Source organism: Butyrivibrio sp. XB500-5 (assembly GCF_003625505.1).
Classification (GTDB): Bacteria; Bacillota; Clostridia; order Lachnospirales; family Lachnospiraceae; genus Butyrivibrio.
The window spans coordinates 149,139-164,650 of record NZ_RAIS01000001.1; the positions used below are offsets into that span (position 1 = coordinate 149,139).

The window sequence follows — 15,512 nt, forward strand, 5'->3', positions numbered from 1 at the left end:
ACATATCATAATTATTAGTTAAAAGAACTTGTTTCCGCCGAACATTCCGCCAAGGCCGCCCATTCTGCCAAAGCCTCCGCGCTTGCCGCCCATAAGTCCCGGCATCTGCTTCATCATCTTCTGCATCTGCTCAAACTGCTTGATAAAGCGGTTTACATCGGCAATATCATTACCTGAACCCTTAGCGATCCTGTGCTTTCTCTGAGGAGACATAAGCTTGGGATTCTTACGCTCTTCGGGAGTCATCGAAAGAACGATAGCCTCCATCTTGGCAAGTTTCTTTTCATCGGGGAGCATGTCATCGCTCACCTTACCCATTCCGGGAAGCATACCCATGATTGAAGAAAGGCCACCCATGTTGCGCATCTGCTTCATGCTCTCGAGATACATCTCAAAATCGATCTTACCCTTCTTCATCTTGGACGCCATCTCTCTGTCCTTCTCGGCGTCTCGCTCGGCATTGGCTTCAACTGCCTTGTCGATAAGACTTAAGACATCGCCCATACCAAGAATACGGCTTGCCATTCTGTCGGGATAAAACTGCTCAAGATCTGAGAGCTTCTCACCCATACCTACAAAAAGAATGGGCTTTCCCGTAACTGCTTTGGTTGAAAGAGCCGCACCACCTCTGGAATCACCATCCATCTTGGAAAGGATGATACCGTCGATTCCGACTTTCTCGTCGAACTGCGATGCAACATTAACCGCATCCTGACCTGTCATGGCATCCACAACAAGGAGCGTCTGATGAACGGTTACGGCTTCCTTGATATCCGTAAGCTCCTTCATCATCTCTTCATCTATCTGAAGACGGCCTGCTGTATCCAAGATAACAACATTGTTGCCGTTCTTACGAGCCTGTTCTATCGAATTCTTAGCAATCTCAACAGGGCTAACATCCGTGCCCATTGAGAAGAAATCAACTTCCTGCTTGCCTGCGTTGATCTGTAACTGATCGACAGCGGCAGGTCTGTAAATATCGCCTGCAACAAGAAGCGGCTTTCTGCCCTTCATCTTAAGCTTGCCGGCAATCTTAGCTGCGGTGGTTGTCTTACCTGCACCCTGAAGACCGCACATCATGATGACTGTGATCTCGTTTATAGGAAGCAGCGAGATTTCGGTAGTCTCGGAACCCATAAGGGCAGTCATCTCTTCATTAACTATCTTGATGACCATCTGTCCGGGATTAAGTCCGTTAAGAACATCCTCTCCGACAGCACGCTCCTGAACGGAACCGATGAACTGCTTTACAACCTTGAAGCTTACGTCAGCTTCCAAAAGGGCCATCTTAACCTCTTTAAGAGCTGCCTTTACGTCTTCTTCGGAAAGACGTCCTTTTCCTCTAAGATTCTTAAATACATTTTGTAATTTATCTGTAAGACTCTCAAAAGCCATTAATTATGTTAACTCCTCTATAATGCGACTTGATATCTCTTTGGTGCTCTTCTTAAGTTCATCCGTGGATAAAGAATCCGCGGAATCGGAAAGCTGCAAAAGCTCTTCCGCACTGCATTTGATTGCTTCAAATCGTCTTATCATGTGAAGCTTGTCTTCGTAACTCTGCAATGTCTTGGTACATCTCTTGATGAGGTCATGAACTCCCTGCTTGCTGATACCGTGTTCATCGGCAATCTCTGTAAGGGACATATCCTCATAAACGGCAGCTTCATATATGCTCTTTTGATGCTCTGTAAGAAGCTCGCCGTAAAAATCATACAACAAGCCCTGCTCTACGATTTTTTCCATATACCATCCTTTGGTCATTAAGACACATTGAATATAATAAACAAATAAATAAGAGGTGTCAAGTATTTTTTCTTGACACCTCGAAGCTTAGATTTTAACGTCGGAAGGAAGAATTCCAAGCTGATTTTTAAACGCTCTGCTAAAAGACGAATAGTCTTTAAATCCGCTCTCGATACAGGCTGCTGTCGTCGGCATTCCGGATATGATCAGATCTCTTGCCTTAAGTATTCTCTTTTCCGAAATATATCTGTGAATCGAATATCCGGTTTCTTTCTTAAACGTACGCATCATATGATATCTGCTCATATAGAATTTATCTGCCAAAAGATCTATCGAAAGATCACTGCCCAAATTATCCGTGATATATTCTATAAGCTCTATTACTCTTCTGTTGTAGCGTGCCTCAGCACCAAAGGCTCTTTCTTCCGAAATACATGCTTTATTAAAAGCTATAAGCATCTTAAGAACATCAAGCCTTGTCGTAAGCTCACCCGCATATTCAGAAGACTCTTTTGCCATATCATCTTCTATCAGCTTGAGCATATCAAGAAGCTCCGCGCTGATATTGGCTGAAAATCGCGCAACATGACTGTCTTTTTCGGCAGAAATATTAAATGCATCCAAAAGGCCGTTGCTTTCAAGAAAACTATGGCTCAGATACAGGATAATCCTGTCATATGTTCCACCGTCACTTGATACAACCGGTCTGTGAATATAGAACCTGTTAACCAGCACAAAATCGAAGGGCAAAAGCTCATACTCCCGTCCTTCGATCATATATTTAACGTTACCGTCAAGTATCAGTATCAGCTTATGGAAATCGTGATAATGATACGGTATATCCAGTTCTTCCTTGTCTGAAATATGAAAGAAACGAAAATCCTTATTCAGATATCCCTTCTGCTCATATTCCTTGAGATTATCCTTAATATTCATGCTCAGTACTCTGTTATGCAGACATTGAGGTCAACGTTACCGTCTATTCCGTTCACTTTTCCGGCAGATGTATACTGCCACATGTTGAAATGATAAGGGTAATACAAAGGAGCGCCGTAATAAGCGATCCAAATATCGTAATCATCCACATCCACGGCATCCATCAAAAGAGCAAACGACTTAACATTACCGTAGATCATGGGTTTATAACCTGCAGCGCTTACGGTATCACAGAAAACCTTGGCATTTTCTTCATATACATCGGAAGAAAGCGTTGCGGTACGTGCTTCGTCGGATTCAGCCGATTCAATATCTATAACAACGGGATACTTGATATCATAAGGCTCTATCATATCAAGCAAAAGCTGTGCCTCTTCAATGGCTTCTTTTTTATTCAGAGCCTGTGAATAAAAATAAACTCCGACATCCAGTCCGCTTGCGAGTGCACCTTCAATGTTATCGATGAACTTATCGTCCTGAAGAAGCTTACCTTCAGTCGTTCCTCTGTAACCGGCTCTGATCATGGCATAGTCAATGCCGTCCGCAGCAACCTTGTCCCAGTCAATATTTCCCTGAAATCTTGAAACATCAACACCCTGTTTGATATAAATATCATCGTTTCCTATATATTTAAGAAAACCGTTGTCGGTAAACTCAAAGTCATTTTCGTCAAAACCGTGATGTTCGATCTCATCGGAAATAGGAAGGAAAAAGTATCTTCCCGAACTGGACACAACAATCTGATCCGGAAAAAGAGTTCTCACAGCCGAAATGGCTCCTTCTCCCGATTCAAGCTTCCTACGAAAAGTCTCCCTTATGGAAGCCTTGGTGCGCTGCTCCGCTTCATTTGAAGCCTCATCAATAAGACGCTGCGCCTCTGTAGCGGTATAATAGCCTTCACTTGTTATCGCATCAAGCTCGCTTCTGAAAGCAGCCTCTTGTCTTTGAAGTGATGCATTTTTAACGAGAAGAAAGATACTAAAAGACAGCGCCATAATAGAAACAAGACTCAAAAATATTATGGAAACAATATTATGAGAATTTCTGACGCCTCTTTTTTCTCTTATATCCTGAAGGTTAGTTTTCATAGTCACATTCTCTCATCAAAATAGCTCTTATAGCCTTCACCGAAGATTTCACTTGCGCTTGTGATTATCATAAACGCATTCGGATCCTCATCTCTTACGATATCCTCCGCAAGTGGAGATAATCTCTTTTTAACGGCGCAGAGAATTACTTTTTTCTCTTCACCGCTGTAAGCGCCCTGTCCGAAAACATGGGTGGCGCCGATATCAAGCTCTTCCAAAAGCCTTGCGGTAATGATATCCGGTCTGTCGGATATGATGTAGATAAGCTTCGCTTCATCTCTTCCGTATAGAACAAGATCAAGAATAAGTGAAGTGATGATAACGCATAGGAACGAATAAAGCGCAACGGTAATGTCGTGCAATACAAACGTAGCAGCGATCAGCACGAATATATCGGTCAACATATACAAAATACCGGTCTTGATATGCGGATACCTGATGCGGAGAAGCTTGATGATAACATCAGTTCCGCCGCTCGTGGTATGGCACTTAAACAAAAGGCCTATCGCAATTGCGGTTGTCGCACTTCCGAACGTGATCGCCAGAAGCCTATCATAAATTGCGTATTGAATAAAATACTTGGAGCAAAAATCAGTTGCAAACGATATGAGTCCCGTAGCATATATGGTCGATATCGTAAATCTGATACCGAATTTATATATGGCGATGATCAGTATCGGTATGTTCATGATAAGGAACCACATACCTGTTCCGATGCCCCAGATTCTGTTAAGTACAATGGCAAGTCCGGTAAGTCCTCCCGGGGCGATATTGTTGGGATCGATCAAAAGAGCCGTTCCAATTCCGTAAAGTATTGCCGCAAAGGTTATTATCAGGTACTCAAAGCACCTTCTTTTAATAGTTACCGGTTTGCTCATATTTTATTTAAATATTTGTCCTTACTATTCTTGGCTTGTAGCCGTTTTCTTCAAGCGCATTAAGGATCTGCTCCTTATGCTCACTTCCGAACGCCTCAAGTGTGATCCTAAGCTCAACGGCTGCATTTCTGTTTATTGATACGAACTGATTGTGCTCAAGCTTGATAACATTACCGCTCACATCAGCTATTATGCCTGATACTCTCGAAAGTTCGCCCGGCTTATCGGGAAGAAGTACAGAAACGGTAAAGATTCTGTCTCTCATGATAAGTCCCTGCTGTACTACGGATGACATTGTGATGATATCCATGTTTCCACCCGAAAGTACGCATGCTATCTTTTTATCCTTGCAGTCAAGCTGCTTAAGTGCAGCTACTGACAAAAGACCTGAATTCTCAACAACCATCTTGTGGTTCTCGACCATATCAAGGAAGGATACAACAAGATCTTCATCGGGAACAGTGATGATGTCATCAATGTTCTTGGAGATATAAGGGAAGATCTTTTCTCCGGGAGTCTTAACGGCGGTACCGTCAGCAATTGTGTTAACTCCGGGAAGTGTTACAACGTGTCCTGCCTTTATTGATTCCTGCATACAATTTGCGCCCGCAGGCTCAACACCTATTACCTTGATCTTGGGATTAAGGAGCTTTGCAAGTGTTGATACACCGGTTGCAAGTCCGCCTCCTCCGATGGGAACAAGAATATAATCAACTGTGGGAAGCTCTTTGATGATCTCCATTGCGATCGTACCCTGACCTGTTGCGACATCAAGATCATCAAAAGGATGAACCATCGTATATCCGTGCTCCTTGGCAAGCTCGCATGCATGCTCGTAAGCTTCGTCATAAACATTACCGTGAAGAACAACCTCGGCTCCGAGTGCCTTGGTTCTGTTAACCTTGATAAGTGGAGTTGAAGTAGGCATTACGATCGTAGCCTTAACTCCGTACTGCTTAGCCGCATAAGCAACACCCTGCGCATGGTTGCCGGCTGAAGCGGTTATAAGCCCTTTGCTTCTCTCTTCATCTGTAAGAGTCGTAATCTTGTAATAAGCGCCTCTAACCTTGTAAGCACCTGTTCTCTGAAGGTTCTCGGGCTTTAAATATACTTTATTGCCTGTGTTGTTGCTCCAGTAATCACTGTATATGAGCTTAGTCTCAAGAGTTACCTTTTTGACGTCCTCATATGCTTCTTCAAATTTCTCCAGTGTCATCTTATTCTCGTCAGCCATTTCTTTTCCTATCTCCCAACTTGTATTTATACCGCAAAAGCAGTGTATTAGCTAAAAAGTGCATCGACAAACTCATCAGAGTTAAATCTCTCAAGATCGTCGATAGCTTCTCCGACTCCGATATATTTAACCGGAATATTAAGCTCCGAAACTATAGCTACGGCAATTCCGCCCTTGGCAGTTCCGTCAAGCTTGGTAAGAATGATACCCGTAAGATCGGCAGCCTCACCGAATTCTCTCGCCTGCATGATAGCATTCTGTCCCGTCGTTCCGTCAAGAACGATAAAGTTCTCTCTGCAGATATCCCCGAGCTCCTTATCGATGATCCTGTTCATCTTGGCAAGCTCTTCCATAAGATTCTTCTTATTGTGAAGTCTTCCGGCTGTATCAACTATCAAAATATCGCAGTCTCTTGATTTAAAAGCAAAGGCCGCATCATAAATAACACTCGCGGGATCTCCGCCTTCTCTTCCGGTAATAATTGGACATCCCGCTCTGTCAGCCCACTCTTTTAACTGTTCAGTAGCAGCGGCTCTGTAAGTATCTGCAGCTGCAATAAGAACTTTTTTTCCTTTATTTTTGAAAATAGATGCAAGCTTACCTACGGAAGTTGTCTTTCCAACACCGTTAACTCCGATTACAAAGATAACCGTTTTCTTATCCTCAAAATCATAAGCATGCTCATCAATGCTCATCTGCTCTCTGATATTCTGAATAAGAAGCTCCTTGCACTCGGCAGGATCGGAAATATGTCTCTCTTTTACCTGTTTTCTTAAATTGTCTATAATACGGCTTGTTGCATTGATACCGATATCCCCCATGATAAGAGTCTCTTCGAGCTCCTCATATAAATCGTCATCGATTCCCGAAAAGCCGGAAAAAACATTGTCGATTCCCTTGGCGATATTTTCTCTTGTCTTGGACAAGCCCTGTTGTAATTTGGCAAAAAAGCTGTTGGCCATCAGTTCGTAAGCTCCTTATCAATAAGATTAACACTTACAAGAGTGGATACACCCTTCTCCTGCATTGTAATACCGTATAATCTATCGGCACTTTCCATTGTACCACGACGATGTGTAATTACAATGAACTGAGTACTTGAAAGCTTATGAAGGTACTTGGCAAAACGAACTACGTTATTTTCATCAAGCGCAGCCTCTATCTCATCAAGAAGACAGAACGGTGAAGGCTTTAAGTTCTGGATGGCAAACAAAAGAGCTATCGCGGTAAGTGCCTTTTCACCACCGGACATCTGCATCATGTTGACAAGCTTCTTTCCGGGCGGCTGAGCGTTGATCCTGATACCCGCTTCGAGAATATCCTCATCCTCGGCAAGCTCAAGAGTTCCCTTACCACCACCAAACATCTCTTTAAATACCTTGTCGAACTCGATGTTTATGAGCTTGAACTGTTCCATAAACTGCTTTCTCATGGACTCGTCAAGGTCTTTAATGATCTCTTTGAGCTGTTGCTCGGCTTCTATAAGATCGTCATGCTGAGTCTTCATGAAGGTATATCTCTCAATGAGATTCTTGTAATCTTCAATAGCGTTGACGTTGACATCACCAAGCTTTCTGATAGCATCCTTGAGCTGTGAAGTTTCTTTCTTCATAGCCGGAACATCGTTCATCTCTTCGTCGCGAAGCTCGGCTGCATCGGAAAGTGTGATCTCATACTCATTCCACATGTAATTGATCTGTGTTTCAATGGCTTCCTCACATTTTTCCTTGCGTGATGTAAGCCTTATAACTTCTTTTTCAAGATCGGACATTGTCTTATTGAGCTCTTCTGTCTTACCAAAGAACTCTTTCTGAGAAATGGCAAGATTATTCTTCTGCTCTTTCTTGGCTTCAAGGTCCTTGGTCGCATCGGACTGCACATCAAGCGAAGCCTCGATCGTAAGCCTTATCTCTTCGATGTCCTTCTTGCTCTGATTGAGGTTCTCCTCATTCTCGCGCATGGATTCCATAATCTCGGCAAGAGCCTTCTCTTCCGTTTCTATATCTTCATCCACACGCTCGATATTCTGTCTGAAGAATTCCTGCTTCTGATGAGCTTTCTCGTACTCGATCTCTTTCTTGGAGACTTTATCATTCTCCTGTTCTTCTATCTCATGAAGGCCTTCAAGTTCTGCTCTGAACTTCTCAACCTTCTCTGTGCAGGTCTTCTCAATATTCTCGGATTCTACAAGAGCTGCCTCAGACTCTTCCTTCTCTGAAGCGATCTCAAGGATCTTGCTCTCAATCTCGTCATTCTCAGCCTTAAGGTCTGAATAATTGCCTTTCTGCTCTTCCTGACGGCTCTCTTCGTTTTCTACGTTAAGACGAGCGGTATTCTGAGCAATAAACTTACTCTGAAGCTCTGTTCTGAGTTCCTCGGCTTCTTCACGAAGTTCGTTACGCTTTTTCTTGGAATCTTCGATCTCTTTTTGGAGCTCGTCCATCTGCTCTTTATACTTCTTAACGTTGGCCTCCATCTCATCCATCTCACGACGTCTTCCGAGGAGGTTGGAATTGTTCTTAAATGCACCACCGCTTATGGCACCGCCGGGAACAAGAAGCTCACCCTCTAAAGTAACCATACGAACAGTGTAATTATATTTTCTTGCGATCTTAACGGCGTTATCCACGTTATCAACCGCAACGATCCTTCCAAGCATAGCCTTGGCAACTTTCTTGTACTTGGGATCTGTGTCTACAAGCTCATCGGCCATACCGAGAACGCCGGGCTCATTAAGGGCTTCTTTTGCCTTAAGCTCCGGAGGATTATCAAGCGATGTAAGAGGAAGGAATGTAGCTCTACCCGCCTTGGAATCCTTAAGATACTTGATCATCTTCTTGGCTGTCTCTTCATCGTCAGTAACGATGTTCTGAATATTACCGCCAAGTGCTACTTCGATTGCGGTCTCATACTTGGGCTGGGTCTTGATAATATCGGCAACAACACCGATGATTCCCTTGGTGTCGTCTTTTCTCTCCATTACTTTCTTGACACTGCCGCCGTATCCTTCATATCTCTCTGTAAGATTGGCGAGAGCTTCAAGTCTGGATTTCTCCTGCTGATAAAGTCCCTGTGTCTTACGGAGCTCGGTATCCTTAAGGGACATATTCTCACGAAGGCTGACAATTTCCTGCTCGCAAGCCTTCTGTTTCTTGTTCATCTCGGAAATCTCCGCTGTGATCTTATCGAACTCTTCGCGAAGCTTTTTGATGATCTCTTCCTGCTTGGACTCATCGGACTGTGCTCTTACAAGCTTACCGGTAAGCTCAGCTTTCCTGATATTGACCTGTTCCTTCATGGTCTCGAGTGAACTGAGCTTGGACTTGATATTGGCTCTTGTATTAAGAGTCTCGATAATTGTGCTCTTACATTCCTCGATATTATCGTTGATCTCTGTAATCTTGGATAAGATGTTATCAAGCTCTTTCTTGGCATTGTCTCTGTCTTCCAAAAGAGCCTTAACTTCCTTATCTATCTCTTCTTTTTCTTCGAGATACTTATCTTTTTCCTTGTTCTTTTCGTCTATCTTGGCCTGCTCATCCTTCATTCTTGTCTTGAAATGAGCATCGTTAACAGAGGCAGAATTGATCTTCTCATTGAGAATACCTATCTGTCCTTCAAGTTTCTCTTTCTTAACGGATGAATCCGTGATCTTGGCTCTGGCCTCATCGATCTCGGCGTCCAATCTCTCAAGCTCTTTCTGGAGATTCTCATACTCATCCTTAGCCTTCTGATAGCTGTCCTTGGCCTCTGTCAAAGATTCTGTCGCTATCTCGAGGTTCTTGCCCGCTTCTTCAAGCTGATCCTTCTGATTCTTATTCTCTAAAAGGAACATGTTAACATCGAGAGTCTTAAGTCTCTCTCTGTGCTTCAAATATTCCTTGGCAACCTCAGACTGCTTCTCCAAAGGCGCAATCTGCTTCTCAAGCTCGGATAAGATATCGGAAAGTCTTGTAAGATTGATCTTCTCTTCCTCAAGCTTCTTGATCGCAGTTTCCTTACGGGACTTGAACTTAACGATACCTGCAGCCTCATCAAAAAGGTTACGTCTGTCCTCAGGCTTACTTGAAAGAATCTGATCGATCTGACCCTGTCCGATAATGGAATAGCCCTCTTTACCGATACCGGTATCCATAAAGAGCTCATTCACATCCTTGAGCCTGCACGCAGCACCGTTGATCATGTATTCACTCTCACCGGAGCGATACAAACGTCTCGAAACGGTTACTTCATCATATTCAATTGCAAGAGAATGATCGGAATTATCCAATGTGATGGCAACATAAGCATAGCCAAGGGGCTTCCTTAGCTCTGTTCCCGAAAAGATGACATCCTGCATGGATCCTCCACGGAGCTGCTTGATACGCTGCTCACCGAGAACCCATCTGACTGCATCGGCAACATTACTCTTACCTGAACCGTTAGGTCCGACGATACCGGTAATGCCGTTATGAAAATCGAATTTTATTTTATTGGCAAAAGATTTAAAGCCATGAATCTCAATACTTTTTAAATACATTATTTTGAATCGCGTAAAACAAGAATAGCCTGGTAAGCCGCGCTTTGCTCGGCAGCCTTCTTGGTTTTTCCTGTCCCCTCTCCCATAATCTTATCTGCGACATAGACGCGCACCTTGAATATTTTATCATGTTCGGGACCATCTTCGCCACAAATTTCATACCTTATTTCTTTATGCTTCATGCTCTGGGCAAGTTCCTGAAGTTGAGACTTGCTGTCCCTGTATTTCTCCAAACTCTCGGTGTTTGTAAGAATATAATCATCTATATAGCGCTTGGCTACAGGGAGTCCTCCGTCAAGGAAAAGAGCTCCGATAACAGCCTCCATAACATCGGCTATTATAGAATCCTTATTACGTCCGCCCGTGTGTTCCTCGCCTTTTCCAAGCTGAATATAGCTTTTGAGCTCAAGCTGTTCCGCATCTGATGAAAGAGCCGGCTCGCATACAAGCGAAGCACGTATCTTGGACATCTCACCCTCTTTTTTATCGGGATATGTCTTATAAAGAAATTCACTGGAAACCATCTCAAGAACGGCATCTCCCAAGAACTCGAGTCTCTCATAATCAGGCTTTTTGTTGATACGCTGCTCATTGACAAAAGAGCTGTGAGTAAATGCCTGTATCAGAAGATCCTTATCCTTAAAAACATATCCTATCTTTTCCTCAAACTTACTAATATCATTATCATTCAACATAAATATATTACCCACTTAACAAAAGTGAGGCAGTTACATCTGCCTCACTAAACTCCGGTATATTGTTTTGCAGCTTATTTACTAGTGATGGCTGCCTTCAAAAGCTCTACGGCTTCACCGACTGTCTTGATATTCTCTGTCTTCTCAGGATCTATCTGAACATCAAATTCATCCTCAAGTCCCATGATGATCTGGAAAAGATCAAGGGAATCAGCCCCAAGGTCCTCTGTAAATGTTGTCTCCATTTTGATCTCCTCGGGATCAACATTGAGTACGTTGGCAATAACTTCTTTCAACTTTTCAAATTCCATAAATTCCTACCTCCACTGCTCAGCAGTATTAAATATATAGCATATATTTGACCAATGCGTCAATTTTCTTGCGAAAGCTTAGCACTGATTTTTTCTGTTATCTTTTGCTCCGTGAATGAAACGCACTGTAAGATTGAATTCTTGATCTCTACAGGGCCGCTGCTTCCGTGAGTCTTGACCACAAGTCCCTTGAGTCCCAGCATAGGCGCTCCGCCGTACTGATCGAGACTGTAATTACCGAGAGCCTTCTTGAGATCCTTCTTGATCAAAAGAGCTCCGATCTTGGTCTTAAGATTGGACATGAGGCTCTTCTTGAGCACGTGCATAAGGGATTTCGCAACTCCCTCGTACATCTTGATAATAACGTTACCCGTAAAAGCTTCGCATACGATAACGTCCGCATATCCTGCGGGGATCTCTCTTGCTTCGATACTGCCGATAAAATTGATATCGGGACAGTTCTTAAGAAGCGGGAAAGTCTCTTTTACAAGGGCATTGCCCTTTTCTTCCTCGGCACCTATATTAACAATGGCAACCGTAGGATTCTTCTTGCCCATGATGTTCTCCATGTAAACGGTTCCCATCTTGGCAAACTGTACAAGATGATTGGATCTTGCATCTACATTTGCTCCGCAATCAATAAGGAGCGAATTACCTTTCTCAGTGGGAATAATAGGTGCAAGCGGCGCTCTGTCTACGCCCTTAAGTCTTCCGACAATAACCTGTCCTCCGACAAGTGTGGCTCCTGTGCTGCCTGCTGATACATACGCATCGGCTTCACCGTGGTTGACCATATACATCGCTTTAACGATCGATGAATCCTTCTTGGTCCTGATAGCCATTACAGGGGGCTCAGCCATCTCTATCTCTTCCGTCGCATTGATTACTTCCAGTCTGTTCTTGTCATAGCTGTACTTAGCCAGTTCTTTGTTAACGACCTCTTCCTTACCTACAAGAAAAACCTTAAGGTTATCAGCCTCAGAAAGCGCATCTACGGCTCCTTTGACTGTGGAAAAAGGTGCATTATCACCTCCCATAGCATCGACCGCAACTCTAATAAGTTCCGACATATACGGGACCTCCCATCATTTATAGACTTATTCTAATATACTAGAGTAAAATACAAAAATCAAGGCTTTCCGACAATGCCGGAAAGCCTTTAAATTACGCACATTTGAGGTTGTACCAAAAGTAATCAAGCCTCAGCTTCAATGATGCTCTTCTTGTTATAATAGCCGCACTTCTTGCAAGCCATGTGAGGCTGCATAAGAGCTCCGCAATGACTGCACTTAACCAAAGTGGGAGCTGTCATTTTCCAATTAGCTCTTCTCTGATCTCTGTGGCCTTTTGATGATTTATTCTTAGGGCAGATTGACATTTGAGTAACACCTCCTTACCAGTAACCGTATAAGAAACTGCCTATGTTTTAAGGCAATTGTTTACGTTTATTCATTAGCATACCTAAGTAGTATACTTATGCGAAATAGATTTGTCAACAGTTTTTTTCGCGCTATCTGTTGCAGTTCTGCGAATATTTCTTAGGTGAGATACCAACCGATTTGGTAAATGCTTTAAGGAAATTGCTGTAGTCGGAAAATCCGCATTCTTCACACACATCACTGACGCCTCTTCCATCGGCCAGAAGCGACTTTGCGATAGATATCCTACGGGCCGTCATGTATTTTCCTATAGTTGTTCCCGTCGCGGACTTAAATATCCTGCATATATAGGATTCACTGATATAGAACTGCTTTGCAAGGTCCCCGATACTGATAGGCTCATTAATATTGTTATTGATATAAGAAAGGATCGCATCCACCTGCTCGTTATAAGTGGCAAGCTTTTCTTCGGAAAAATTGTTGTCTCTTGCGCTTACTATCTGATTTATCATAACAAAGAGCTCGGTAAAGGTAGCTCTTTCAAGCAGGTCATGACCGAAGCCGTTGCTGGTAACTATCTTATTAATAAAATATAGAAATCTCGTTTGCTGTTCCTGTGTAAGTCTTATCCTATGTGAAAAGCCTTCGCTTCTGTTATGAAAACAAGCATCAAGATCCGTTTCCTTACTGGATATGCTCTTCATAAATTCAGGATCGATCATGATAACGATCCTCTCATGAAGCTCTTTGTCTATCTGAGTAAGATAATGCGAATCATACTGACTTATAAGGAAGATATCTCCAGGCTCAATATCATAAAGCTTATTATCTATAAGGAATTGTTTTCCTCCGGATATCGAATAGTAAACCTCATAACAGTCGTGAATATGCATTTCCATAGCTTTTTCATCTTTATACAGATGAGCAACGCTAAAATACTTATTCGCAATACTTTCGGCCATAGCGGCCTTACATGAATTTAATTCCTTCATAATAAAATACCAAAAACAAAAACTCTTTACCAATAATATCTCCAGACAGGAGCCCCGCAAACTTCATCAACCATTTCCATGTTGATGCCCGGTCCGTACTTCTCGTTTAAGAAAACATATACATATCCGGCTCTCTCACCGCCGCCTATATAAAAGACATCATCCCTGTCCACAAGTGCTTTCATGGGATTGTCTATCTCGTTGACATTGGCGTGATAAAGCCCGATAGGTGAAGGCTGGATCCAACCGCCTATTTGACAGAAATTCGCATAATAATCAAGATACTTTCTGTCCATATCAAAAATATTCTTGGCTCCGCACAGATCACCGTACGTAGTATCGACATCAACAATATAAAAGCCGTCTCTTTCGGTTATAGCCTTAACCTTCTCATAGGTAAAATCGGGATCATATACAACATGTCCGTTCTTCTCTGTAATAAAGAAGCTATACTGTCCGCACACGAATACGATGCATGAAAGAACAGCAATCATCGCAGCTGCAATAGAAAAGCCTTTTCTGCGCTTTTCATATAATCTGTACAGCGCATTATCCTTATAAGCTCCGGTACATATTATAAATGTAACCGTAGTAAGAATCGCCGAAAGCCACACTCCGCTCTCAACTCGCCACATTATCCTCTTTGAACAGGTAAGAACATAATATAAAACAAATATCCAAGCCGTTTGGATAACCAAAAGCAGCTTGTATCTCTTTTTAAGAAACAGTAAAGAGAACAATAATAATAGAACAAAAACAACACTGCTCGCACCGTACTTTGGTGTCTCAACAAGCTTTTGGAAGGTGTATTTAAAGACCTCGGGATCGAGTCTTAGCTTATCCTTTCTCGTTCCCTGCCCGATCTTCTGCATAGTCCTTAACTTATCGAGGTTGAAGTACTCGGTATCATTCCACACCCACTGGTCAAGCAGCTGGAAATCCGTTTCCGTAAAACCGGCTTCAAGATATGCTTCCTTGTCCCAATTAAAATTATAGTTACCGTGATCGCATTTCTCGACCATGATAGTATTCCACTCCATGAAATACTTCCAATCGGGATTCATATAATAAGCCCAGTAATTGGCCAAAAGACATATCAAAACCGCTGCGATCGGAGCCACAAATGTGATCAGTGCATTCTTAAGCTCTTTCTTGAAAAAGCAGGGAATAAAAAGCATCACTGTTCCGAGGAACGGAAGAACAATACCCGCTCCGACTGCTCTTGCCATAACCCCCATCGAAATAAGCAGTGTCGCAATAACAATACCGGAAATGCTTCTCTTTCTTTTCAGAACAAGAGAAAGAAGAAGCACACAGCCCGCTATGGCATAAAAAGACGCATTCTGCGTAAACTGTATCTCGGTATAAAAATCATAGGCAAATAAAAGATTAAGCGCCGAAGTTATAAACGCGGTTACAGGAAGAGAAAATCCATCCGTAAGTACTGCGCTTATAACTATCACGGAAAACAGATTAAAGATAAGATATGACCACAAATACCAGTTAACACCGGGGATTACGGTATACAGAACCTTTAATACATATCCGAATATAATGTTGTTATAGACAAGATACTGCGAGCTCTCGCCAAAAGCCCCTGCGGCGATAAGATTCATGATCGTATCGTCATTGGTAGAATATTTAAGTCTTCCGAGAATAATACAAGCAAGGAAGAAAACAAGGCTTATAAGCGAGATCGAAAGATATCTCTTCTTTTTTAAACTCATAAAAACT

At 42.6% G+C, this 15,512-nt stretch carries 14 protein-coding genes; all 14 read right to left on the minus strand.

Features of this window, described 5'->3' with window-relative positions; translation table 11 throughout:
• Positions 1–18 precede the first annotated feature (18 nt).
• The 14 genes from ffh to D6856_RS00780 all read right to left on the minus strand — a co-directional run bounded on the left by ffh (position 19) and on the right by D6856_RS00780 (position 15,505).
• A complete protein-coding gene (gene ffh, locus D6856_RS00715; protein WP_092243362.1) occupies positions 19–1,395 on the minus strand; it encodes a signal recognition particle protein in 1,377 nt (458 codons plus the stop codon).
• A gap of 3 nt (positions 1,396–1,398) precedes the next feature.
• Complete coding sequence (gene ylxM, locus D6856_RS00720; RefSeq protein WP_120685329.1) at positions 1,399–1,746, minus strand: YlxM family DNA-binding protein; 348 nt, start codon at positions 1,744–1,746, stop codon at positions 1,399–1,401.
• Positions 1,747–1,833: 87 nt separating this feature from the next.
• A complete protein-coding gene (locus D6856_RS00725) occupies positions 1,834–2,682 on the minus strand; it encodes an AraC family transcriptional regulator (RefSeq protein WP_092243368.1) in 849 nt (282 codons plus the stop codon).
• A 2-nt stretch (positions 2,683–2,684) separates the two neighbouring features.
• Positions 2,685–3,770: a glycoside hydrolase family 25 protein gene (locus D6856_RS00730; RefSeq protein ID WP_120685330.1), complete on the minus strand. Its 1,086-nt coding sequence runs from the start codon at positions 3,768–3,770 to the stop codon at positions 2,685–2,687.
• Between the two features lie 2 nt (positions 3,771–3,772).
• Positions 3,773–4,648, minus strand: a complete 876-nt coding sequence (locus tag D6856_RS00735) for a YitT family protein (protein ID WP_092243373.1) — start codon at positions 4,646–4,648, stop codon at positions 3,773–3,775.
• A gap of 7 nt (positions 4,649–4,655) precedes the next feature.
• On the minus strand, positions 4,656–5,882 hold the full coding sequence (gene ilvA / locus D6856_RS00740) for a threonine ammonia-lyase (RefSeq protein ID WP_199704095.1): 1,227 nt from the start codon (positions 5,880–5,882) through the stop codon (positions 4,656–4,658).
• A 47-nt stretch (positions 5,883–5,929) separates the two neighbouring features.
• Positions 5,930–6,844 carry a signal recognition particle-docking protein FtsY gene (gene ftsY / locus D6856_RS00745; protein ID WP_120685331.1) on the minus strand — a complete coding sequence of 305 codons (915 nt, stop codon included), beginning with the start codon at positions 6,842–6,844 and terminating at the stop codon, positions 5,930–5,932.
• Complete coding sequence (smc, locus tag D6856_RS00750) at positions 6,844–10,401, minus strand: chromosome segregation protein SMC (RefSeq protein ID WP_120685332.1); 3,558 nt, start codon at positions 10,399–10,401, stop codon at positions 6,844–6,846. The genes ftsY and smc overlap by 1 nt, the downstream gene beginning before the upstream one ends.
• Positions 10,401–11,096 (minus strand): ribonuclease III, encoded by a 696-nt coding sequence (gene rnc, locus D6856_RS00755; RefSeq protein WP_120685333.1) that lies wholly within the window; start codon positions 11,094–11,096, stop codon positions 10,401–10,403. Before rnc ends, smc begins: the two co-directional genes overlap by 1 nt.
• 74 nt (positions 11,097–11,170) lie before the next feature.
• Positions 11,171–11,407 carry an acyl carrier protein gene (acpP, locus tag D6856_RS00760; protein ID WP_092243386.1) on the minus strand — a complete coding sequence of 79 codons (237 nt, stop codon included), beginning with the start codon at positions 11,405–11,407 and terminating at the stop codon, positions 11,171–11,173.
• A 59-nt stretch (positions 11,408–11,466) separates the two neighbouring features.
• Complete coding sequence (plsX, locus tag D6856_RS00765) at positions 11,467–12,477, minus strand: phosphate acyltransferase PlsX (RefSeq protein ID WP_092243389.1); 1,011 nt, start codon at positions 12,475–12,477, stop codon at positions 11,467–11,469.
• 125 nt (positions 12,478–12,602) lie between these two features.
• Entirely contained in the window at positions 12,603–12,785 is a 183-nt protein-coding gene (gene rpmF, locus D6856_RS00770; protein ID WP_092243392.1) for a 50S ribosomal protein L32, read from the minus strand.
• Positions 12,786–12,917: 132 nt separating this feature from the next.
• Entirely contained in the window at positions 12,918–13,778 is an 861-nt protein-coding gene (locus D6856_RS00775; protein WP_120685947.1) for an AraC family transcriptional regulator, read from the minus strand.
• A gap of 26 nt (positions 13,779–13,804) precedes the next feature.
• Positions 13,805–15,505, minus strand: coding sequence for a hypothetical protein (locus tag D6856_RS00780; protein ID WP_120685334.1), 1,701 nt, complete (start codon positions 15,503–15,505; stop codon positions 13,805–13,807).
• Positions 15,506–15,512: the final 7 nt, after the last annotated feature.

Bases quoted from the DNA above. Each gene is read 5' to 3' on its own strand.
- D6856_RS00775 (WP_120685947.1), bottom strand. From the start codon at position 13,778: ATGAAGGAATTAAATTCATGTAAGGCCGCTATGGCCGAAAGTATTGCG.
- ftsY (WP_120685331.1), bottom strand. From the start codon at position 6,844: ATGGCCAACAGCTTTTTTGCCAAATTACAACAGGGCTTGTCCAAGACA.
- acpP (WP_092243386.1), bottom strand. From the start codon at position 11,407: ATGGAATTTGAAAAGTTGAAAGAAGTTATTGCCAACGTACTCAATGTT.
- ffh (WP_092243362.1), bottom strand. From the start codon at position 1,395: ATGGCTTTTGAGAGTCTTACAGATAAATTACAAAATGTATTTAAGAAT.
- smc (WP_120685332.1), bottom strand. From the start codon at position 10,401: ATGTATTTAAAAAGTATTGAGATTCATGGCTTTAAATCTTTTGCCAAT.
- ylxM (WP_120685329.1), bottom strand. From the start codon at position 1,746: ATGGAAAAAATCGTAGAGCAGGGCTTGTTGTATGATTTTTACGGCGAG.
- D6856_RS00730 (WP_120685330.1), bottom strand. From the start codon at position 3,770: ATGAAAACTAACCTTCAGGATATAAGAGAAAAAAGAGGCGTCAGAAAT.
- D6856_RS00780 (WP_120685334.1), bottom strand. From the start codon at position 15,505: ATGAGTTTAAAAAAGAAGAGATATCTTTCGATCTCGCTTATAAGCCTT.
- D6856_RS00725 (WP_092243368.1), bottom strand. From the start codon at position 2,682: ATGAATATTAAGGATAATCTCAAGGAATATGAGCAGAAGGGATATCTG.
- plsX (WP_092243389.1), bottom strand. From the start codon at position 12,477: ATGTCGGAACTTATTAGAGTTGCGGTCGATGCTATGGGAGGTGATAAT.
- rpmF (WP_092243392.1), bottom strand. From the start codon at position 12,785: ATGTCAATCTGCCCTAAGAATAAATCATCAAAAGGCCACAGAGATCAG.
- ilvA (WP_199704095.1), bottom strand. From the start codon at position 5,882: ATGGCTGACGAGAATAAGATGACACTGGAGAAATTTGAAGAAGCATAT.
- rnc (WP_120685333.1), bottom strand. From the start codon at position 11,096: ATGTTGAATGATAATGATATTAGTAAGTTTGAGGAAAAGATAGGATAT.
- D6856_RS00735 (WP_092243373.1), bottom strand. From the start codon at position 4,648: ATGAGCAAACCGGTAACTATTAAAAGAAGGTGCTTTGAGTACCTGATA.